The following is a 19,914-nucleotide window of genomic DNA, read 5'->3' as shown; positions in this document are numbered from 1 at the left end:
GTTTAATCATTCGTTACCTTGATGAGTACTACCATTGATAAAGTTCTTAGGAGAAAGGGAATAATAATTGATGAAGATAAACCCTTAAAGATCGCTATTGAGTTGATGACGAAGGAAAATACTGATTATTTAGTCGTAACTGGCAAAAATGGAAAGATACTAGGTATAGTCACAGCTAACGATATACTAAGGACAATAGTTAAGACAGGGCGTTTGGATGTTAACGTTGGTCAATGCTGCTCATATAATAAGCTGGTTACGATAAGGTTAAATGACAGTATCTATAAGGCTGCTCTAATTATGAGCGAGTATGGTGTTAGACATTTGCTTGTGGTTGATGATTCAGGTAAACCATATGGTGTCTTAACATCAAACGATGTAATTTGTGAAGATAGGTTAATATCAAGAATGGCTGAGTTAGCGGTACCAAAGCCTGTTGAGGAGTACGATGGCGGTGCTGATTAGTACAATTAATAATCATTACCAAATAAGTACCTTTAAAATAGACCTTATATTGTTACCATTTTATAACCAAGCCTAAGTGCCTTAATGTTCTTAGCTATTATGTCCTCGACATTCACCCTCCTACCAATTAATGACTCCTTAAAATAATCAGCCACAATTTTCTCAGCCAGACTTAAGGTTAATTTATCATTGGGTATTGACTTACTTTCAAAGAACCTTATCGCTGAGCCTAAGGCTATCATTGATGAGAACACATCACCACCAAGCGCCTTAGCGTTTGCTACAATATCGAGCTCATGATGCCTTTTACTTTGGCATGTGCCTTGCCTATTTATGTACTTATCAACTATTAATGCACCATCCTCCCTTACGTACCTGCAGTACTTGTTATAGGCTTGCTGGCTTAGGATTAAGGCTAAGTCGAGGTATCTCGCCTTTGGGAAATCAATTTCCTCATCACTGATTATTACGTCTGATACCGCATCACCACCTCTTGTTTGAAATCCGTAGGATGGGCTATAGACCACGTAAATGCTTGGTTCAGCCTCAATAACCATTAACGCTAATAATCTGCCCGCCGTGATTACGCCTTGTCCGCCAAACCCTGCAAACCTAATTTCATACCTCACCACCATCACCCCTAACAATTGTTATTGCAAAGTCCGGGCAGTACAATTCACAGATTTCGCATCCAATGCATTTATCGAGATGCTTGGCCTGCGGTATGAATACGCCATAATCACCAACTATGTCTGAGACCTCAAAGACCTTTGTTGGGCACTTATCAACACATATATAGCATCCCTTGCAGAGGTACTTATCAATGTCTATCCTAATCACAGAGACCTTGGTAACCCTCTTCATGACTCGCCACCCTTACTAACCCTGTTTATCATGCTCCAAATTATCTCCTCATACGTAGGCTTCTCATAGTCCACGAACTTACCAATGGTTATTTTATCGCCATACATGGGTTCCTTACCTAATACCGTTATTTTCAGGTAATAATCCATTATTTTCGAGGACCTATCAATACCAATCACATACCTACCCTGATAAACAGGACATTGGGATAAGCACTCCAGCAGTCCGAAACCTCTATGAAGCAGTAACTCCTTGATTGACTCTATACATTGCCTAGACAGGGCTACAGTCCACCTGGCCACGTATGTGGCACCAAGGGTTATGGCTAATCTACAGGCATCAAGTGGTGGTTCCGGATTACCATACGGCGTAGTATGCGTTATCGCGTCCATGGGCGTTGTTGGTGCTACTTGTCCACCGGTCATCCCATAGAGCATGTTGTTGACTAAGATGACCTTAACACCAACGTTCCTCCTAATAGTATGAATGAAGTGATTACCACCGATGGATAGTAAATCGCCATCGCCAACAAAGGCTATGACCTCGGCGTCGGGCCTAACGAGCTTAATGCCGGTGGCCACGGCCAATGCCCTGCCATGCAGTGCACGCACAATGTTATACTTAAGGGGTACAGGAATATTCCCAGAACAACCTATGCCTGTGACTATGTATAGTTTAGAGTCATCAAACCTACCCTCATGTTTCAACTCATCAATAGCCCTAACGAAGTAACCAAGTATTATGCCGTTGCCGCAGCCAGGGCAAAATATAGTCCTCCTCTTACCCTGTGCATATTCACTTCGGAGGTACTTCTGGATAAGGGGATTCATGGGAGGACACCCTTAGCTGTGCTGTATATCTCCTCGGGTGTTGGTATTTCACCACCTAACTTCGGTATTGGCACCACATTTAGGCCAAGCAACCTGAATTCATTGGCCATGTAGCCGGAATTCATTTCAGGGACAATAATGGTGTTGGCATTCCTTAATACACTCTTAATGGCATTTTCTGGAAATGGCCAGAGTGTTATAAGTCGTAGGAGACCAACCTTATGGCCGTCTTGCCGAAGCATCTTAACTGCGGCTAGTGCTGACCTTGCTGAGCATCCATAGGATGCTATGAAGATCTCGGGATTATCACCGGCGTACTTAACCTCAATCCTAGATATTTTATCTACATTGTCTCTAATCTTCCCTATTAAACGCCATAGCGCCTTAGCGGAGAGTTCAGGATCATTAGCCACGTTATAGCCCCTCTCATCATGAAGCTGGCTCTCGAGTAGGAATCCCTCATCACCGTGGGTTGGCGGTGTAACGTGAGGTAGCACCGGGTATTCTTCGGGATCTGGAACATGGATCTTTTCCCACAGATGCACAGTAACTTCCTCCGTAAGTAATATCACAGGCGTGCGGTATTGCTCGGACAAGTTAATGGCATCTATGGTTAGATAGAACAACTCCTGAACATTGCCTGGGCTCAGGACTATTATTTCGTAGGAGCCATGAGAACCATACCTGGCCTGCATAACGTCTTGTTGGGATGGCATTGTGGGCTGTCCTGTTGATGGACCACCCCTCTGAACATCAACTATTAGTAGGGGTACCTCAGTATTAATGGCATGACCAACACCCTCCTGCATTAGGGAGAAACCTGGACCACTCGTAGCAACCATGGCCTTCCACCCAGCCACCGAGGCTCCAATTGCCATGTTTATTGCCGCCAACTCATCCTCCGTCTGCACGAAAATGCCGCCAGCCCTAGGCAATAATTGAGCCATGTACTCAGCAATCTCCGTGGCAGGCGTTATTGGATAACCAGCATAGAACCTAATACCACCATAAATGGCGCCACGGACTAAGGCCTCACTACCCATCATTAATGAGTACCTACCCATTCAATGACACCCTTATTATGACTAAAAATAATATTAAAAAAATATTATACTACAGTGATCATGAAGTATATGGTAATGCTTTTTAATAGTATATGTAGTTAAATTTTACAATGCTTCTCGACATATATACGGACGTACTCGGGTACCTTTTCTGGATTTTATTTTTCATAGCAATGCTATCGCCATGGCTCTCAATGAGATCACTACAACATGCACGACTAAGGCTTATCGCATTCATGGAACGTAAGTATGGATCCAGGGTAATAACCATGATTCATAGACAGGAAAAGATTGGACTACTTGGTGTTCCGATTTATCGCTACATAGACATTGAGGATTCGGAGGCCATCATAAGGGCTATCAGGACAACACCACCTAACACACCCATTATGCTCATCTTACACACCCCAGGAGGCCTTGTGCTTGCCGCCTCACAGATAGCCAAGGCACTCAAGGCACACCCAGCAAAGAAGGTTGTGGTTGTACCACACTATGCCATGAGCGGCGGTACACTGATCGCACTGGCAGCTGATGAAATAGTAATGGACCCAAATGCTGTACTTGGACCTCTTGACCCTCAGTTGGGCGGCCCTGGAGGAATTTACTTACCTGCACCGTCTATTCTAAAGGCGGTTGAGGTTAAGGGTAAGGACAAGGTTGATGATCAGACACTGATCCTCGCAGACATGGCCGAGAAGGCCATTAATCAAGTCAAGGAGCTAGTCATTGAGCTAGTTAAGGATAAGGTTGGTGAGGAGAGGGCTGGGTATATTGCTGATAGGCTTGTGGGTGGTTATTATACTCATGATTATCCGATAACTGTGGGGCATCTTAAGGAGATGGGCCTCAAGGTATCAACAGAAGTACCCATGGAGGTCTATGAACTAATGACACTATACCCACAAGCCAGAACAAACAGACCCGGAATCGAATACCTACCATACCCCACAATACCAAGACCAACAGCCAGAGAGACAAGGAGCGAAATATTCCCTTCATGAATCACCAATGGAGAGAAATAAAAGGAGCTTTTTATTTAAAATTCAAAGCCTTTATGCCATTATGACCTTGGCCTTCTTATTGCCAATATTATTACTGCAATCAGTACTACGATCACTATAATTATTGCTATTAATAGCATGTCTTGATTACCTGAAACTTTGCTTGACTCCGGTATCGATAATGTTATGTTTAATTGATTGGTGAAGTTCTCACTTGTTAGGTAGAAGGTGTATGCCCTAAACACCGCTGTCTTACCTATAGTTGCGTTAACCGTAATAGTGATCACATCCTCCTTACCAGGCAATGGAGGCGGTGGTTGCGGAATTAATGCAATCCCCTCATTGTTTGTTGTAGCCGTACCGTATGCATGAAGCATTTGTGTGGTATATGACTGGACAAACTCCATGTATGTTATAGTCGCATTACTTAATGGACCTACACCCTGAACAACCACATTTACCTGCGTTGTGTTTTGTGATGCCACTATTACCATGGCCATTACAGCGATTATTGAGATTAGGGATATTACCACATACTTAATGTGTGTTTTGCCGATCACGGTTTCGAATGAGACAAAGGCAAGGTATATAAGCATTACGAAACCTAACAGAAATACCGTTCAGCAAGCACGTAATATTCATGCAAATTCTAGGAAATATTCGCAATGATAAAGCCAGGACCATGACTAGAGCAAGCCAATCAATGACCAAGAGATCTAAATAATCTATAGGCTGGGTACCGAGAATCAATAAATTCCATACGCAATACTTTAATCCAACAGGTAAATAGGGAGGTGTGTCATCAATGTACGAATCGATCTCGAGGAAGGTTGATGAACTACGTAATGAAATAATCAACGCATTAACCCACCTAATAAGCATACCAGCGGTAAACCCAAGCTACGGAGGAGAAGGAGAGTTGGAAAAGGCAAACGCACTACTCGAGATAATAAGGGGTTGGCCCTTCGACGAAGTGAAACGCATAGACGCACCAGACAGGAGGGCCAAGGGCGGCGTTAGACCAAACATACTAGCCATATACAGGGGCAAGGACGAGAGCGCAGGCAAGCTCTGGATAGTGACCCACCTAGACGTTGTACCACCCGGCGACCTAAGCGCATGGACTGTTACAAAACCCTTTGAGCCAAGGATCGTAGGCGATAAAATCTATGGCAGAGGTACGGAGGACAATGGACAATCACTAGTGGCATCGCTATACGCGGTCAAGGCATTGATGGAACTCGGCATTAGGCCTAGGAGGACCGTGGTACTGGCCTTCGTAAGTGATGAGGAGGCGGGCTCGGACTACGGCATAAAATACCTAATGAGCAAACACCCAGAGCTCTTTGACAAGAAGGACCAAGCCCTAGTACCAGACGCCGGCAACTCGGATGGTAGTTTCATAGAGGTTGCCGAGAAATCAATACTATGGCTAAAGTTCAAGGTGTATGGTAAGCAGACCCACGGTAGTACGCCGCACAAGGGGTTGAATGCTCATGAGGTAGCCATAACCCTAGCCAACCTACTAAAGAACCTACTAACCACAAAATACAGCATTAGGGACGCACTATATGAACCGCCTGAGTCAACCTTCGAAATAACAATGGTAAGCGGAACAGCAACCTCACCAAACATCGTACCTGGATACCACGAGTTCGTAATGGACAGCAGGGTACTACCACAATACAGCCTAGACGAAGTACTCAGGGACATAGGTAACGCAATAAACCTAGTCAAGGCCATGTACCATAGGAAGATAGAGAACGAGGAGGTACCAAGGATAGAGGTAGAGACAATACAGAGACTAGACGCACCAAAACCAACACCCACAGACGCAGAGATAGTAAAGGCACTGGTAAAGGTACTGAGGGAGACAAGAGGAATAGAACCAAAAATAGGAGGAATAGGAGGAGGAACATTCGCAGCATACTTCAGAATGCTCGAAATACCAGCCGTAGTATGGTCAACAATAGACGAAGTAGCACACCAACCAAACGAATACACAAAAATAACAAACCTAATAAACGACACAAAAACAATAGCCACACTAATAACCACAATATAATAGTATTGTCATTCGCATTCTATTTCTGCATGTTAAATTAATATAGTACTGCACAGCTTGGATTTTAATGGGAGTAGATAATTGGTTTATTTATAGACCGCCCTTTGATAAATTTGGCGATTTAAAGGAGATTATTCAATGGATTAAAACAAAGAAGGAGCCACCATATATTTGTGTATTTCCTGGTAATGCCGAGCATTGGTTTTGGTCTCTTAAATACTCAATTGAGGGTGAGGTTGGTTATGCTCTTTGGGGTGATAGGGCTAGTGGGCCCGTAAGTATTAAAGGCCTTAGTGAGAATACTGGTTTTCCGTTTAAGGGTCTCGTTGATAGGTACATTAATGCCTTATTTAGAATTGAGAAAAAGGACGGTAATGCTAGACTGTTATTGAGGGATCCTAACGATGCAATGCCTATTATTGCTCTTTTTCACGTAATTGATGTTGGGGATGTCGGGATTGGTTTGGTGACTGACATTACCCTTGATGCTTTTAGGAACTTTAGGCATTGGAAGGAGGACCAGGGTCATTGGATTATTAGGTGGAGGATGAGGGTTCTATGGCTTGACCCTGGCGTTAGAGCCCTTCTTATGGATCCTGGCTTTGGATGGAGAAATGAGGAGGAATTGATTAAGGTGCTAAAGGATAGAATTACTAATAGGATTGAAATTAATGTGCCAAGGCAGGGAAATACGTGTTTTACAAATGAGAGCTTGCGTAAAGAGGTTTGGCAGAAGATAAGTGATATACTTTATAATGATGGTGAGGTTAAATCCATGATTAAATTTTACGGGTATACGCAATTCCCTGCATTATCTAAGCAGGTTCTTGTCGGTATTTCTGAATTTAATATTAATGAAATCGTTAAGAGGATATCTGAGGATTTTTATTTTGATGAGAGTTTCATTCGTAGGTTCATTAGTGCTGTGCAGTTTGGCAATGTTCTCATTACTGGTCCTCCTGGTGTTGGTAAGACTAGCCTTGCAATTACTGCAGCAAGATTATTGGGTGGTGATAATGGCTATATGGTTAGAGTTGCAAATGCTCTTTGGTTTAGGAGAGATGTGATTGGTGGTGAGTCGCTTGAGAGTGGTTCTGTTAAATGGAGGGCTGGTATGTTAGTTCAGGCTTATAATAATGTTGTCGAAAGAATTAAAAATGGTGATAATCGTCCTTACTTTGTAATTATTGACGAATTTAATAGGGCAGATGTAGATAAGGCCTTTGGTGATTTCTTTGCAATATTTAGATCGCCAAATCCTGAAGATTGGGAAATACCGGTGGATTTAATACGTGAAATTGAAAGTTATAATGAGCATGTTGATAATCAAGCTGAATTATTTATTAAGAATTATAGTAACTTTAAAGATGAACCGTTAAAGTTAATTAGAGTTATTGGTACTATGAATGTTATTGATATTAGGAACCTATTCATGGTTGGTGAGGCTGCATTAAGGAGATTCGTAATAATAGAACTTAAGTGCCCTACAGATACGTATGACGTTGAAATGTTCCTTAAAGAATTAACTACCTTAGATAATCCAATTAAGGACCTAATTAAGGAGTTTATAGGTAGATTACGTAAGGATCTTAGTAACAAGCAACTCTGTATATCTCCAGGTAGTGTTAAGAATGCTATACGGTTATTGTCTAATACGTTAGATAAAAAATTGCTCGATGCTAACGATAAGGCTAAAGTTCTGAATTATTTTGCAGATTACCTTAAGTCATCATTAGGTATAATTGTTGGTACCTCAGCCAAAAAACTCGAGGATACTATTAATAAAGTCAAGAGTGATCTTAATAAGTCCTAAGTGAGATGTAATTACTATGAGTAGTAGGTATTTAAGAAGGCTGAGAAATTTATCTGTCCTCGTTGGAAGATATTACGTTAGGCATTACGGTTTACGTAAATCATCAAGAATACTTCGCGTTCTCCTTGGTCATTTACCTGAAGATGCGCATGTACCTATCGATAATTTGACTAGGAATTACTTATTCGTGACTATGGGTATGATAATTACTAAAGATCTAATTAGAGCAATTAATGATGCAATACATGATTACATTAGATATAGGGAGTTTAAAGTTGTTTTTGATAACCAGACATGGGGTGCCCTTGATGTAACACGTACAGTAATAACATATCCCAGCGGACTTTATGCATTTATGACATACCTACCAACAAGTAAATCACCAGAATACTTATTACTTAGGGAAATAGCCTCTCGAGCATTAATAAACACAAGACATATAATTAATTGGGTTGAAGATATAATACGTAATAACGATCAAGAGAATAAAGTTATTCATGAATTAAGATATGAGACTGATAACTTAAAGAAGATGGTTGCAAGGCTAAAGCGAAAAATAAATAAGCTACCAGCATCGACCATTAAGTATGCTCATCGAGATATAATAACCGAGATTGAAAGATTGGCACCTTATGCACCTGCATGGTTATTAGATGCCTATGACGCATACTTATTAAGTCGTTTCTTAGGCAGGAAAGTTTATGTTACAACCAGGCGCAAAGTTGGTACTCATGATTTAATAATGCTCGGTTGGAGACTTTATGAAATATTCATATATATGCTTATACTAGAAATATTTGAAAGCGCGGGTTATAAAATCGAATCGAAAAAGTCGAGAATATTGAGGTTATCTAAAAATGAGAAGATAATCAATATAGTATTTAATAGACCATTAAGTAATTCTATAATTATGTCTGCAGATTCTAGTAAAGATTTAGCTAAAAGAGTAAGAGGTAGACCTGATGTCTCAATTGTAGGAAATGAACGTACAATAGTAATTGAATGCAAATTCTCAGAAACACCTACATATATAACCGCTGGTAGGTATAAGGTCATGGCTTACATGTACGAATATAATGCCGACCTAGGAATTTTGGTGCTTCCAGGGTTAAATATAAAGATCGTATATGATGAAGAGGATAAGGCAACGGCAAAACTTTGGAGTATAATTAAAAAATATGGTTATGCAAAAATCTCATTAAACAATAATAAAAATATATATTTAGTAAGGATTGACCCAGGAGAATTCGATGACATTCATAATGTATTAAAAACAGCCAAAGAGAGATTATTTAGCATTCTTAACGATATAATTTAGCCCTAAATTAATTTAGATAATAATGTTTAGAACTTAAGGGAAGTAAGTCAATATTTTAATTGAGCTACTATTAAAAGATTCTTGTCTAGAATGAAAGTGATAAGAATTTATTAAAGAAAGATTAATGAATGATGCACTAAGAAAAATAAGGTAACTATTTAAGTATTTCTATTTTTCTTTCCATTTGTTTACTAGTTCGTTTATTTTCTTTGCCATTTCTATGTCGAGTTGTGTTATTCCTCCTTCGTCGTGTGTTGTTAGTTTTAGTGTTAGGTGTTTCCAGGTTATGATCATGTCTGGGTGGTGTTCCTCCGCCTCGGCTATTTGGGCTAATTCATTAATGAATCCTATGCAGTCCATGAATGTTTTGAATTCTATTTCTCTTGTTAGGTAGTTGTCTTCTAGTTTCCATCCTTCCGGTATTGTTTTCATTATTTTTCTTTGGTGAGTGTTGGCATTGTTGTTTTGTTTGTTTTCTCTATATAAATCGTTGTTTTTGTTTGATTTGTTTTGGTAGTGGATTTTGTGGTGTTATTTATGGATGGTTATTTTGTTCGTGGTTTCTTGTTGGTTGTTGTGATTGGTGTTAATCGCTATTGCAAGTGGATCCCTTGATTATTTTGTTAAATAGTTCGTAGTCTTTGATGGCCATTTCCATGAGTTCGCCGTTTAGGATTTTTCTTGATGTTTGTATGTCGTGAATTCTGTATTTTGTTAGGATGATTGGTTCATGAAGTACGATAAAGCATTGGCTAAGTATGAGTATGAAGAGTATTGCGTCTGAGTATAGGTTAACGCTTTCAATTATGTCGAGTCTCTTAATTAATGGATCTCGTAGTGCTGATAGGCTTGATGTATTGTAGAATAGTTGCCAATAATCGGCATGTAGCCATTCATTGATGTCTAGGCGTATGTACTTATTGGTATTGTCCTTGGTGATGATTTTCTTATTAAGGATCACTGAGCAATAGTAGGTGGGTAGTTCGTTGCAGTGGATTTCGTTGCCGTTGATGTCGATGAATTGAAATAGATTGTGGTAAAGACCTAGATCGGTGGTGTTTTTGAATACCTTCTCTATATGGCTAAGTTTGTTTTGTAGCCATTCATCATCGTCGTCGAGGAATGCGATGATGTCGCCGCTTGATTCCTTAATGCCTCTGGCCCACATGGGGCCTACCTTATTGCTTGTATGGTGAATTACAAAGCCGTATGGGTTGACTAGTTCCTTAATCTCGTTATTAGTGTATGACGAGACGATAATTAGTTCGTCAGGCTTCCTGGATTGATTTATTACTGAGGAAATGGCTTGCTTTAGTAGTGGTGCTCTTGTTCTTGTGGTGCTGATGATTATGGTCGTTATTTTCACGCTAATATTCCGTTTATACCTAATTTAATACTTTCAGTTATGTTGATAATCCATAAAAATATCCCTAACCTGGATTTTAGTACGTGACGTTGTCATTTCCCCAGGACTTTAGGTTTGGTTGGTCTCAGGCTGGTTTTCAGCATGAGATGGGTATTCCTGGAGATGAGGATCCCAATAGTGATTGGTGGGTTTGGGTTCATGATAGGGATAATATAGCGTCAGGGCTCGTTAGTGGTGACTTGCCTGAGAATGGCCCTGGCTATTGGAGTCTATACAGGGTATTTCACGATAATGCCGTTAGGATGGGTCTTGATATTGCGAGGATTAATGTTGAGTGGTCCAGGGTATTCCCAAAACCAATGCCCGAGCCGCCCAGTGGTAATGTTGAGGTTGTTGGTGATAATGTCATTAAGGTTGATGTTGATGAGCGTGATTTGAGGAGACTTAATGAGACTGCCAATAAGGCTGCTGTTGAGCATTATAGGGTGATTTTTAATGATTTGAAAAATAGGAATATTTTCTTCATACTTAACCTGTATCACTGGCCGTTGCCACTATGGGTTCATGACCCGATTAGGGTTAGGCGTGGTGACCTCTCTGGACCCACTGGTTGGCTTGATGTTAGAACTGTCATTAACTTCGCTAGGTTTGCTGCGTATGTGGCTTGGAGGTTTGATGATTTGGTCGATATGTACTCCACAATGAATGAGCCCAATGTGGTTGCCTATGCCGGTTACGCCAATGTTAAGAGCGGCTTCCCACCGGGCTACCTAAACCCTGGCCTTGCCAGGAGGGCGTTGATTAACCTGATTCAGGCCCATGCCAGGGCTTATGATGCGATTAAGGCCGTTAGTAGGAAACCGGTCGGCATTATCTACGCAAACAATGCCTATACGCCACTGACAGAGAAGGATGCCGGGGCTGTCGAGTTGGCGGAGCAGGATGCCAGGTGGTCCTTCTTTGATGCTATAATTCATGGTAATTTATATGGTGAGGTTAGGGATGATCTCAGGGGTAGGCTTGATTGGATTGGTGTTAATTACTATTCAAGGCTTGTGGTTAGGCTGACCGGTGAGAATTCCTACTCCGTAGTTCCAGGCTATGGGCACGCCTGCGAAAGGAATTCTGTGAGTCCCGATAACAGGCCATGCAGTGACTTTGGCTGGGAGTTCTACCCAGAGGGGCTTTATGACGTTTTAATGAAGTACTGGAGGCGTTATCGCTTGCCTATGTACGTTACGGAGAATGGCATAGCCGATGCGGCCGATTACCTAAGGCCTTACTATCTCGTTAGTCACATATACCAGGTACATAGGGCGTTGAGCGATGGTGCTGACGTTAGGGGTTACCTGCATTGGTCGTTAACGGATAATTACGAGTGGGCCTCAGGTTTTAGCATGAGGTTTGGCCTACTCTACGTTGATTATTCAAGCAAGAAGCAGTACTGGAGGCCATCGGCCTATATCTATAGGGAGATAGCGATGAATAAGGCAATTCCCGACGAGATAATGCACTTGAATACAGTACCGCCCATAAAGCCGCTAAGGAGGTAATACCCACAATGACATTACCATATTTACACCTAACATTCTCGCGTTTTCTTAACGATATGATCAATAATCGTTATCACGGTCTTCCCTCACTGAGCTTACCGAAAACCCCCTAGGGGCATTTACCGGTATTTTCTCAAGTTCATCAACAACATGCTTAATATTCTCCTCAGCCCGATTGACATTCTTCTTAATCTCCATCTCTGATCTTAAGCTTAGATAGTATAATAGTATATAAATTTCATTCCAGTAAAGTATATTGGTCAGATAGTCTGGTTGCCACTGAATAGGTTGGATGAGGTTCTTGAGAGCTCAATGATAATACTCGACGCGGTGACTGACGGTAAGGTACTCTGTGGTGATCGAAGGGTCTTTGATGATATTAGGGATAAGGTTAGTAAGTACATTAGGGATAGAAACTTAGTTAGGACTAAGGATGGGTGGTTTCCAAGGAGCGCATTATAGATTTGCGTATGGAGGAGGGTATTATGATTTAGTGATGTTTAATGTGGAGCAGTTTATGCAATTGAAGCTTAAGTCATTGCTATATAGTCTCATTGGTGATTATACACGAACACATAGGTTAACCTAACTCTTCATGGAGCTAATAAAAATATTGAATAATAAATGCCATTTAAACGATTTTTATGATAAAAACAAGGAAATTATACTATTATTGGAATTCGTATAGTGCACGGTGACTTTAGGCTGGATAGTGACGTTGATGTTTTAATAATATCTGATGTCTATGGTGATGATCCTCATAAATACATGGAATTAGTCATGAGCATTATTAGGGAGGTTGGTGAGGGCGTGCTCATGGTACTCGAGTTCCACGTGGTTAGTAGGAGGACGTATAATGAGTGGTACAGTAAATTTATAGACGTTTATAAGGTCATTTAATATCCAGGTAATCACATGTATGAATCTCGAGCCCTAAATTATCCTTGAGTACGTTAATGAGTTCGTTGCCAGTACCGTGAGGGAGTACCAGGGAGAACACCCTATCCCCATACTTAATCTTGAACTTATCATAATGCAAATATATAAATGGGTCAAGGACATTCAACCCTGCAATACAAACAATGGCATCATTAAGTGATATATCCAACTCCTCCCTCGATGCAGTCCTAATGTGGATATGGTCATTAAAGACGAGAATATCCCTAACCTCATTCCTCCTAGTCCTACTCGCACTCCTAATGGCCCTCACTCCACCCCTCATGATTAGAACATATGGTATGAATAGGATTAGGAACATTATGAACAATCCAAGAACATCACTAGAGCCCTTAATAAACTCCCAAATAACTACCGATAGCATGAATAAATTGATAATTGAATAGGCAATAAACCAGGACTTTATCGACCTGACTGATGTAACGAAGGCATTTGGAAAACCCCATAAAGCCCCACTATTCCTCACAAACTCCTCCCTCCTCACCGCTGCCCTATGCCCACGATAACTCCATATTAAACCCCCAATTCCCGGAGCTAGGAATATCCATGAGTATTCATAAATTGACGTGTAATTCCTGTATAGGAAGCCAAGGAGCATGATTAGGAGTCCAATGAGGATCAAAAACAATCCCAGTGCGAAGAGCGTTCTTGGTCTCCCACCACCGGGGGCTGGTCCTATTACAATCGCGTTCATGCTCATCACTAATCACCCTAGCAGGCTAGGCCAGGTCTCTCAATCCTACCAAACCTGCCCATGTCCTTAACTATTCTCCCACCGCACCAGTCAATCCTGGGCTTCCCAAAGTCCGTATTTAGGATTTGATTAAGCCTTCTACATTGCTCAGTATCAATGAGGAGTATGTAATCCTCACCATAATGATTAATCCTAATCCAAACCTTCCCTGGAATATATCTTGGACCCCACATTGATGGACCGAATGATTGTTGATATATTGGTGGTGTGTAGTCAATTACACACGGGTTGAATTCTCCAATTGGGATTGTCATTTCCTCATCATTCTTAGTCAAGAACCAAACATAATCCCTATATAGGGCAAAATCCTTTATGAACCTGCCCCTCCTCTTTATGTCCTTGTATAAGCTTTGGATTGCAAGTATGAGAAATAAGCCGAAGAAGAGTTGGAGTCCAATTGTTACTGAGAGTGATGCGTGCATTTTTAATGGTAATAGGTAGCCAATGAGGAACCACATTGCTAGGATGACTCCAAATGGGAGGATATACCCTGCTATTTGGCTTTTTTCCTGGATTGGTCGAAGCCTTAGTATAGGCTCACTCATTATTAAATTGAAAGTAAAACACGTATTTAAACGTATCTGTTCAATTTCTAATAAAACAACCCATAGATCATATATATTATTCAAGAACGTCTATGCTCATATTATCCTCATACGATATTATGGTTATCAACTCCAAATCCTCATTACCAATATTCATTATTGAATGTGGCGTGTTTGGTTTTACGAATATGCACATGCCAGGCTTAACATCAATTGTGTTATTTTCTACGGTCATTTTCCCAATCCCCTTTAATATTATGAACGTTTCTGCATAGGCATGCTTATGTAGTGGTGCCCTACCACCCGGCTTAACCACCTGTCTCCTTACTGCGTATTTTGAACCATCGTCCTTGCCCACAAGCCATTGGGTGTACACGCCCACAGCGCCCTTAATACTTAGTGGTTCCTCACGTACCTTAGTTATGTCATTAATTACCTTGTAATTTGGCATGAAAACCTTAATTCACACATACTTATACGTATTTCGCGCGCATAACCACATAATCTCATGATTTAACCTTTACCAACCTACTAGTCTCCTCCACAATTCTCTGAACATAAGGCAACCTGGCCATTATATCTTCAGCATCGAATTTCGCTTCATGAAAACCCCAGACATGTAACGCCCACGCCCTATCCCAAGCTTCCCCAAACCAATTGCCAAGCCTCTTCGATACTTCCAATACGGTTTTCTTGAGCTCCGTCACTGTCCACCTACCTTTCTCACTGACTCTTACAAGTATGTCCTTTAAATCGTAGTATTGAGCTAAGGCCTTCACACACTCCTCAGCAGCCTTGTACAATTTCTCACTCGCCTGTACTGGGTCCTTATTAACTAGTTCCTTACCCTCACCCAAGTATTTATTTGCGAGATTTACCCTGGCCTCAATTACCACATCTGGGTCCAGATTTGCTGTTCTCACTAATGCATCGAGAATCACGTCTTCAGGATCAAGACCCTTCTTCCTGAGTTCCTCGATGAGTACGCTTGGTATTATGATCATCTCCTCACTCATTCTACCTTATGACATGTTCAGGGAAAATATATACCTTCGCACTCATTATTAATCCATGAGAAATACTTAAAACTGGGCATGATTATCAAGGTTCCGTGAATTTCGGGATCTTCTTCGCAGCATTTGGCATAAGTCTGCTGGAGCTTTCGGAGGCTGGTGCCGTCACGGCAATCTACCAGGGGATTTACAGGGGGTTCAAGCCAGTGCTTTATGCAATAGCTGGGGTCCTCCTAGTCCTAGTACCAACATTTACAGTTGGTCGTTACATTATCTACCTACCCCTCGACTACGTGTTGGCCGTATCCGCAGCAATACTATTTTACTTCGGCTATAGATTGATAAGGAGCGCGCGTAGATACTTCAGGAGGGTTGGGAAGGGTAAGGGTGGTGAGGAGGAGCGTGGCGACTTGGCGGTGGTTTTCACGGTATCTGCAATAGAGGCCTTCGAGGCAGCCTTAGTGCTCATTGCCTTGATACCAAGGAGTTACTCGTCAGCCTTAATTGGCACGTCATTAGCAGCTGCAATAGTGGTGGTGCTTACAGCGTTAATTAAGGATCAAATAGCTAGGATTAGGCTGCCGCACCTCAAGTACGTACTCTCAGCCCTACTCTTTAGTCTAGGTACGTTGTGGGCCATGGAGGCCGCGGGACTCGACATAACGGACCTTGTACTAATCCCTCTCTTCTTTGCATATCTAGGTGTTAATTATCTAGCCATAAAGATGTGAAACCGTGTAGTACATAGACACACTAGAATGCCTATTGTGCCTCCCCGAATCCAGGTACTCGGAATCAAGAAATCTAGAGATTAATGACAGGCATTTATACTCGACTTGGGGAGTACATAATGAGGAATGCGAATAGAGGTAGAGCCACTGTATTTGTTGAGTCGCATAATTGGATAAGGCATGAATTGAATGGTGAGGCAGTGCATATACGGCGCTATTTAATAAAGAGCTATGAAGCGAAATGAGGATGCACGGCATATTGCTTCTGAAGGGCTTAGATGGCTTTGAGACGTACCTTGAGCTGGATCCTCCATTAAAAATGCCGTATTTCTATTTAGAGCCAAGTGCCCATTAATAGCGCAGATCCTAAACGTAACTATCAACAGTCCTATAATTGCAACCCTAGTCTACGTCAGAGATAAAATAGATGTGCCGTTAATTAAGCATTTGCAGCGCATGGACCTTCATTAATCGATCTCCCTTGGTTCTAGGCCCTCCTCGAGTTTACCGTTTATAAACGCGTCCAGTGCATCCTCAATCGGTATTAGACCTCTTCTTGGTGGATAATAATAAATCCTAATGTTTGCTTCCTTAAGGAATCTAAAGGCTCCAGGACCAACCTCCAGCGCTATTACGGCCTCTGCTCCCTTACTAATTATTAAATCAGCAATTGCACGTCCACGACCACCACCCTCAATACTCGGAGGAACTGGATTATTCACTACATCTACGACATTGAACTCCTTACCTTTAACCTCAATAAATGCGTATTTAGGTGCCTTACCAAAGTGTGGAGAAAGGTAATACTTACCATTACTCTCCACAACAGGTATTACAATGATCATAACATTACCCTAATACTATGACCCATTTTAAGTTTTATGTAATACATTGGTCTGTTTTAATTACATTACTATTCAGTACCGAGGTACTTATTGACTATCCTATCCATTACCCTAATTACCTCATTTGTTAAGGCATCATCAGCGCCATCGTTAGATCTTAGTATTATCTTGCCATTAGGTTCGTCAATACTATAATTGGCTATATACAGGGCGTTAGCAATCCACGTGGCATATTCAATCGCCCTATTTTCACCAAATACCTTTACAGCATCCTCATGAACCACTACTTCGAGTGGCTTAGCCCTTACTGTGATTAATGGCTTACAACTACCCATTCTCTCAAGGCATAACTCAATATGCTTATTTTCGCTTAGGGACCTTAGTACTAGGTTTTGACCGCCAACATTACCGTATGATTTAACCACATGGGCTGTTAAGGTTACTGAGGAGGCTTGCTGAGGAATGCTTAATGCTGCTTGCGACTCCTGCTGTGTCCCCTGAGCTGTTTGTGTAATTACTGGTTGCGTAATTATGCCAAGTGTCGATAACACCTCGTTAAATGCATTAATTACCATATTCATATTCTGACCAACCCACTCTGAGTAGTGCCTCGGCATCTTCTTTATTCTTAATTCAATATCTCCACGCTCAATGGCCTCGTAATCCTCAATGCCCAATGCCCTGGCCAGCTTAGCCGCAGCTATCCTGGCGGTATCTACGCCAAAGAGCTCCATGAATTTCCTCGTCACCCTTATCATGGTATTGTAATGACGACAACCAGTACTTAACTCAATAAGTATTTCAGGAACTTTGCCCTGGCTAAGTATTGATAGGTTTATGAAACACGGCAGATTATCAAACCTAACCTCCTCAAGCACTAATTCGTTGTTATTAAACATTCCATAGCTTTTTAGGACTTCGTGACTCATAACCCCTCATTAACCTCCACTAATCTCAAAGCCGCTGGATTGCTCTGAACCACCTTGCTGGGACTGTCCCTTGGGTTGTTGCTGTGTCTGAGTCGGCGGCACCATTAATTGCTGTAGGTTTGTTGGCATGCCTGCCGTTGGTAATATGTATATTGGGTAGTATGGTACACCAAGCATCATATTCGTGGCCGCCGGATCACTCCTCTGAGCCATTATCTCAGATAATCTAGCCCTAATTGCAGTATTTACATCGAGACCAAGAGCCATGAACTGAACAACCCTCCTCATTGTTTCATCCTCCGGCTCAAGCCTAACTATCCTGCACGTTATTAAATGAACACCAACTTCATCAAGGAATGTTCTTAGACTAGCCGTTACAGCATCCGTGACCTTATGCAAATTTGCGTAAACCTCATTGAGAGAGACGAGGTTTAGGACTTGACTAACTGATTGGTCAACGATTGGTGATACGTAGTTCTTGAAATCCTCAACTGTGTACTTAAAACCACTGAATTGTACGGAGTTTATGAACTTGACGGGATCGGTAATCATGAAGTAATAAGCCACTTGATATCTCATTGGTACGAGTTCCTTCGTCTGCGTAATTCCCTCGCTTCTTGCCTCGTGCCTTGCCGTACTTGCAAACAGTACCTCGACTTCCCACGGTATGTTACCAGCGTACTGGAATTTGGCAAAGAATTGGGATATTGGGTTGGCGGGCGTTTGAAGGTCATGGGCACCTGGATCAAAGACCCCCTGTATTTGCCCCTGTATCCTAACCACGGCCTTTTGGTTTGAGTAAACAATGAGCCTTGACCTAGTCCTAACATCGACCGAGTGATACTTCACTATCAAGTCATCAGGACCCATCTGATCTATTCCCTTCTCATCTATCGTGGATATTACTTGAGCCCTTATCGACATATTAATACCAGTATTGTTAGATTGATTTATAAGGTTTATTTATCAATTGAAAATAATGTCCACACGTGAGACCAGGTATAATGCAGTGGCTGGTGTTGGTTACGCATTCTTCGTATCTGTGGTCACCCTAGTACTCGAGGCCGTAGCCAACATATTTTACCCAACGCCGCTTGTCCTCAGCCCAATATGGGCATTAATTAGGGGTTACTTGCTATCCTTCATACTAATACTGATTCTTTATGGATTGCTCATACTATTTACTAAGCCGTATAGGTCTGAGGAGATGATGAGTTATAACATATACTTTAGGCCCGCCCAGAGGACTGTTATCTATGTCATAATAGCTGTTGCGATACTAGGTATATTATTTGATGCATATCCAGGGCCACTCTGGAGTAGGACTAAGATTGGCATATTCATCGCCGTTAACATACTCGCCGGTGTAATAGGTGGTTACTTGGCTGCTAGGTTTGGTTGAGGCAATTAATTATTTTCAATGAAGAGTAGGATTTATTAATGATTAATTATTTATTAGTAATTGAATGATAATAAACATTAAGCTTTATATGATTGAAGACAGAGATGATAAGTACCTGGAAATAATTAAGGAGGTGATTAAGGAAGCCACTAACGAATTAAGACTAGGTAAAAATGCTATTAGGTTTGTTACCATTAAGATAAGTAGAGATTACCTGGACATAATAATCAGCATGCTATTGGGTGGTGAGGGACCCGCCGAATTTATGCCAATAATTAATGAATTAAGGGAATATAACGTATTTGATTTACCTGCATTAATTATTAATGGTAGAAAGATAATCGAAGGAAGGAGACTAAGCCCTACCGAGGTAAGACACATTATCCTAAGGAAGATCAG

28 protein-coding genes are annotated in these 19,914 nt (G+C 41.4%); 13 read left to right on the top strand and 15 right to left on the bottom strand.

The window, feature by feature from the left end; translation table 11 throughout:
• Positions 1-21: 21 nt before the first annotated feature.
• Positions 22-465 (top strand): CBS domain-containing protein, encoded by a 444-nt coding sequence (locus ACP5L5_RS04045; protein WP_428761815.1) that lies wholly within the window; start codon positions 22-24, stop codon positions 463-465.
• Positions 466-509: 44 nt separating this feature from the next.
• Here the strand turns inward: ACP5L5_RS04045 and ACP5L5_RS04040 are convergent, their stop codons facing one another.
• Genes ACP5L5_RS04040 through ACP5L5_RS04025 form a run of 4 tightly spaced genes read right to left on the bottom strand, consistent with a single transcriptional unit; the run spans position 510 to position 3,223 of the window.
• Complete coding sequence (locus ACP5L5_RS04040) at positions 510-1,100, bottom strand: 2-oxoacid:acceptor oxidoreductase family protein (RefSeq protein ID WP_048056765.1); 591 nt, start codon at positions 1,098-1,100, stop codon at positions 510-512.
• On the bottom strand, positions 1,084-1,329 hold the full coding sequence (locus tag ACP5L5_RS04035) for a 4Fe-4S dicluster domain-containing protein (RefSeq protein ID WP_013603412.1): 246 nt from the start codon (positions 1,327-1,329) through the stop codon (positions 1,084-1,086). The genes ACP5L5_RS04040 and ACP5L5_RS04035 overlap by 17 nt, the downstream gene beginning before the upstream one ends.
• Positions 1,326-2,159, bottom strand: a complete 834-nt coding sequence (locus ACP5L5_RS04030) for a thiamine pyrophosphate-dependent enzyme (RefSeq protein ID WP_428761813.1) — start codon at positions 2,157-2,159, stop codon at positions 1,326-1,328. Before ACP5L5_RS04030 ends, ACP5L5_RS04035 begins: the two co-directional genes overlap by 4 nt.
• On the bottom strand, positions 2,156-3,223 hold the full coding sequence (locus tag ACP5L5_RS04025) for a transketolase C-terminal domain-containing protein (protein WP_428761811.1): 1,068 nt from the start codon (positions 3,221-3,223) through the stop codon (positions 2,156-2,158). The genes ACP5L5_RS04030 and ACP5L5_RS04025 overlap by 4 nt, the downstream gene beginning before the upstream one ends.
• 110 nt (positions 3,224-3,333) lie before the next feature.
• Here ACP5L5_RS04025 and ACP5L5_RS04020 point away from each other — a divergent pair, with 110 nt between their 5' ends.
• Entirely contained in the window at positions 3,334-4,224 is an 891-nt protein-coding gene (locus ACP5L5_RS04020) for an SDH family Clp fold serine proteinase (RefSeq protein WP_428761809.1), read from the top strand.
• Between the two features lie 59 nt (positions 4,225-4,283).
• Here the strand turns inward: ACP5L5_RS04020 and ACP5L5_RS04015 are convergent, their stop codons facing one another.
• Entirely contained in the window at positions 4,284-4,784 is a 501-nt protein-coding gene (locus ACP5L5_RS04015; RefSeq protein ID WP_428761807.1) for a hypothetical protein, read from the bottom strand.
• A 236-nt stretch (positions 4,785-5,020) separates the two neighbouring features.
• On the opposite strand from ACP5L5_RS04015, the gene ACP5L5_RS04010 reads away from it, so the two are divergent.
• From ACP5L5_RS04010 to ACP5L5_RS04000, 3 genes are all read left to right on the top strand, one after another.
• Positions 5,021-6,289, top strand: a complete 1,269-nt coding sequence (locus ACP5L5_RS04010) for a M20 family metallo-hydrolase (protein WP_428761805.1) — start codon at positions 5,021-5,023, stop codon at positions 6,287-6,289.
• A gap of 67 nt (positions 6,290-6,356) precedes the next feature.
• Complete coding sequence (locus ACP5L5_RS04005; protein WP_428761804.1) at positions 6,357-8,102, top strand: AAA family ATPase; 1,746 nt, start codon at positions 6,357-6,359, stop codon at positions 8,100-8,102.
• 16 nt (positions 8,103-8,118) lie between these two features.
• Positions 8,119-9,420, top strand: coding sequence for a hypothetical protein (locus ACP5L5_RS04000; RefSeq protein WP_428761802.1), 1,302 nt, complete (start codon positions 8,119-8,121; stop codon positions 9,418-9,420).
• 168 nt (positions 9,421-9,588) lie between these two features.
• Here ACP5L5_RS04000 and ACP5L5_RS03995 read toward each other — a convergent pair whose 3' ends face one another.
• Together ACP5L5_RS03995 and ACP5L5_RS03990 are read right to left on the bottom strand one after the other, a co-directional pair.
• Positions 9,589-9,852 carry a 4a-hydroxytetrahydrobiopterin dehydratase gene (locus ACP5L5_RS03995; protein WP_428761801.1) on the bottom strand — a complete coding sequence of 88 codons (264 nt, stop codon included), beginning with the start codon at positions 9,850-9,852 and terminating at the stop codon, positions 9,589-9,591.
• Between the two features lie 154 nt (positions 9,853-10,006).
• A complete protein-coding gene (locus ACP5L5_RS03990; protein ID WP_428761799.1) occupies positions 10,007-10,786 on the bottom strand; it encodes a glycosyltransferase in 780 nt (259 codons plus the stop codon).
• Between the two features lie 83 nt (positions 10,787-10,869).
• Here ACP5L5_RS03990 and bgaS point away from each other — a divergent pair, with 83 nt between their 5' ends.
• Positions 10,870-12,339 carry a beta-galactosidase BgaS gene (bgaS, locus tag ACP5L5_RS03985; protein ID WP_428761797.1) on the top strand — a complete coding sequence of 490 codons (1,470 nt, stop codon included), beginning with the start codon at positions 10,870-10,872 and terminating at the stop codon, positions 12,337-12,339.
• 60 nt (positions 12,340-12,399) lie between these two features.
• Here bgaS and ACP5L5_RS03980 read toward each other — a convergent pair whose 3' ends face one another.
• Positions 12,400-12,537, bottom strand: a complete 138-nt coding sequence (locus ACP5L5_RS03980; RefSeq protein WP_428761795.1) for a hypothetical protein — start codon at positions 12,535-12,537, stop codon at positions 12,400-12,402.
• A gap of 75 nt (positions 12,538-12,612) precedes the next feature.
• On the opposite strand from ACP5L5_RS03980, the gene ACP5L5_RS03975 reads away from it, so the two are divergent.
• From ACP5L5_RS03975 to ACP5L5_RS03965, 3 genes are all read left to right on the top strand, one after another.
• A complete protein-coding gene (locus ACP5L5_RS03975; RefSeq protein WP_428761793.1) occupies positions 12,613-12,801 on the top strand; it encodes a hypothetical protein in 189 nt (62 codons plus the stop codon).
• Positions 12,773-12,928, top strand: a complete 156-nt coding sequence (locus ACP5L5_RS03970; RefSeq protein WP_428761791.1) for a HEPN domain-containing protein — start codon at positions 12,773-12,775, stop codon at positions 12,926-12,928. Before ACP5L5_RS03975 ends, ACP5L5_RS03970 begins: the two co-directional genes overlap by 29 nt.
• A gap of 98 nt (positions 12,929-13,026) precedes the next feature.
• Positions 13,027-13,239 carry a hypothetical protein gene (locus tag ACP5L5_RS03965; protein WP_428761789.1) on the top strand — a complete coding sequence of 71 codons (213 nt, stop codon included), beginning with the start codon at positions 13,027-13,029 and terminating at the stop codon, positions 13,237-13,239.
• Here the strand turns inward: ACP5L5_RS03965 and ACP5L5_RS03960 are convergent.
• The 4 genes from ACP5L5_RS03960 to ACP5L5_RS03945 form a co-directional block, all read right to left on the bottom strand.
• Positions 13,232-13,996 carry a hypothetical protein gene (locus ACP5L5_RS03960; RefSeq protein ID WP_428761787.1) on the bottom strand — a complete coding sequence of 255 codons (765 nt, stop codon included), beginning with the start codon at positions 13,994-13,996 and terminating at the stop codon, positions 13,232-13,234. The genes ACP5L5_RS03965 and ACP5L5_RS03960 overlap by 8 nt on opposite strands.
• An 11-nt stretch (positions 13,997-14,007) precedes the next feature.
• A complete protein-coding gene (locus ACP5L5_RS03955; RefSeq protein WP_428761785.1) occupies positions 14,008-14,595 on the bottom strand; it encodes a hypothetical protein in 588 nt (195 codons plus the stop codon).
• A gap of 76 nt (positions 14,596-14,671) precedes the next feature.
• Entirely contained in the window at positions 14,672-15,046 is a 375-nt protein-coding gene (locus tag ACP5L5_RS03950; RefSeq protein WP_428761783.1) for a cupin domain-containing protein, read from the bottom strand.
• Positions 15,047-15,101: 55 nt separating this feature from the next.
• A complete protein-coding gene (locus tag ACP5L5_RS03945; RefSeq protein ID WP_428761781.1) occupies positions 15,102-15,611 on the bottom strand; it encodes a PaREP1 family protein in 510 nt (169 codons plus the stop codon).
• Between the two features lie 95 nt (positions 15,612-15,706).
• Between ACP5L5_RS03945 and ACP5L5_RS03940 the strand changes: the two genes are divergently transcribed.
• Together ACP5L5_RS03940 and ACP5L5_RS03935 are read left to right on the top strand one after the other, a co-directional pair.
• Entirely contained in the window at positions 15,707-16,339 is a 633-nt protein-coding gene (locus ACP5L5_RS03940; RefSeq protein WP_428761780.1) for a hypothetical protein, read from the top strand.
• Positions 16,340-16,458: 119 nt separating this feature from the next.
• Positions 16,459-16,584 carry a hypothetical protein gene (locus tag ACP5L5_RS03935; protein WP_428761778.1) on the top strand — a complete coding sequence of 42 codons (126 nt, stop codon included), beginning with the start codon at positions 16,459-16,461 and terminating at the stop codon, positions 16,582-16,584.
• A 222-nt stretch (positions 16,585-16,806) separates the two neighbouring features.
• On the opposite strand, the gene ACP5L5_RS03930 is transcribed toward ACP5L5_RS03935, so the two are convergent.
• The 3 genes from ACP5L5_RS03930 to ACP5L5_RS03920 form a co-directional block, all read right to left on the bottom strand.
• Positions 16,807-17,184 carry a NifB/NifX family molybdenum-iron cluster-binding protein gene (locus tag ACP5L5_RS03930; RefSeq protein WP_428761776.1) on the bottom strand — a complete coding sequence of 126 codons (378 nt, stop codon included), beginning with the start codon at positions 17,182-17,184 and terminating at the stop codon, positions 16,807-16,809.
• 68 nt (positions 17,185-17,252) lie between these two features.
• Positions 17,253-18,113 (bottom strand): hypothetical protein, encoded by an 861-nt coding sequence (locus tag ACP5L5_RS03925; RefSeq protein WP_428761775.1) that lies wholly within the window; start codon positions 18,111-18,113, stop codon positions 17,253-17,255.
• 9 nt (positions 18,114-18,122) lie between these two features.
• The gene (locus ACP5L5_RS03920) at positions 18,123-19,037 is read right to left on the bottom strand and encodes an SPFH domain-containing protein (protein ID WP_428761773.1); all 915 of its coding nucleotides are present in this window, start codon (positions 19,035-19,037) and stop codon (positions 18,123-18,125) included.
• Positions 19,038-19,092: 55 nt separating this feature from the next.
• Between ACP5L5_RS03920 and ACP5L5_RS03915 the strand changes: the two genes are divergently transcribed.
• Together ACP5L5_RS03915 and ACP5L5_RS03910 are read left to right on the top strand one after the other, a co-directional pair.
• Positions 19,093-19,515, top strand: coding sequence for a hypothetical protein (locus tag ACP5L5_RS03915; RefSeq protein WP_273302094.1), 423 nt, complete (start codon positions 19,093-19,095; stop codon positions 19,513-19,515).
• Positions 19,516-19,603: 88 nt separating this feature from the next.
• A partial coding sequence (locus tag ACP5L5_RS03910; RefSeq protein WP_428761771.1) for a hypothetical protein occupies positions 19,604-19,914 on the top strand: 311 nt, incomplete at its 3' end.

The organism is Vulcanisaeta sp., assembly GCF_049966235.1.
Taxonomy (GTDB): domain Archaea; phylum Thermoproteota; class Thermoprotei; order Thermoproteales; family Thermocladiaceae; genus Vulcanisaeta; species Vulcanisaeta moutnovskia.
Note: the sequence above shows the minus strand (reverse complement) of the source record. Positions and strands in the feature narration are given on the sequence as shown.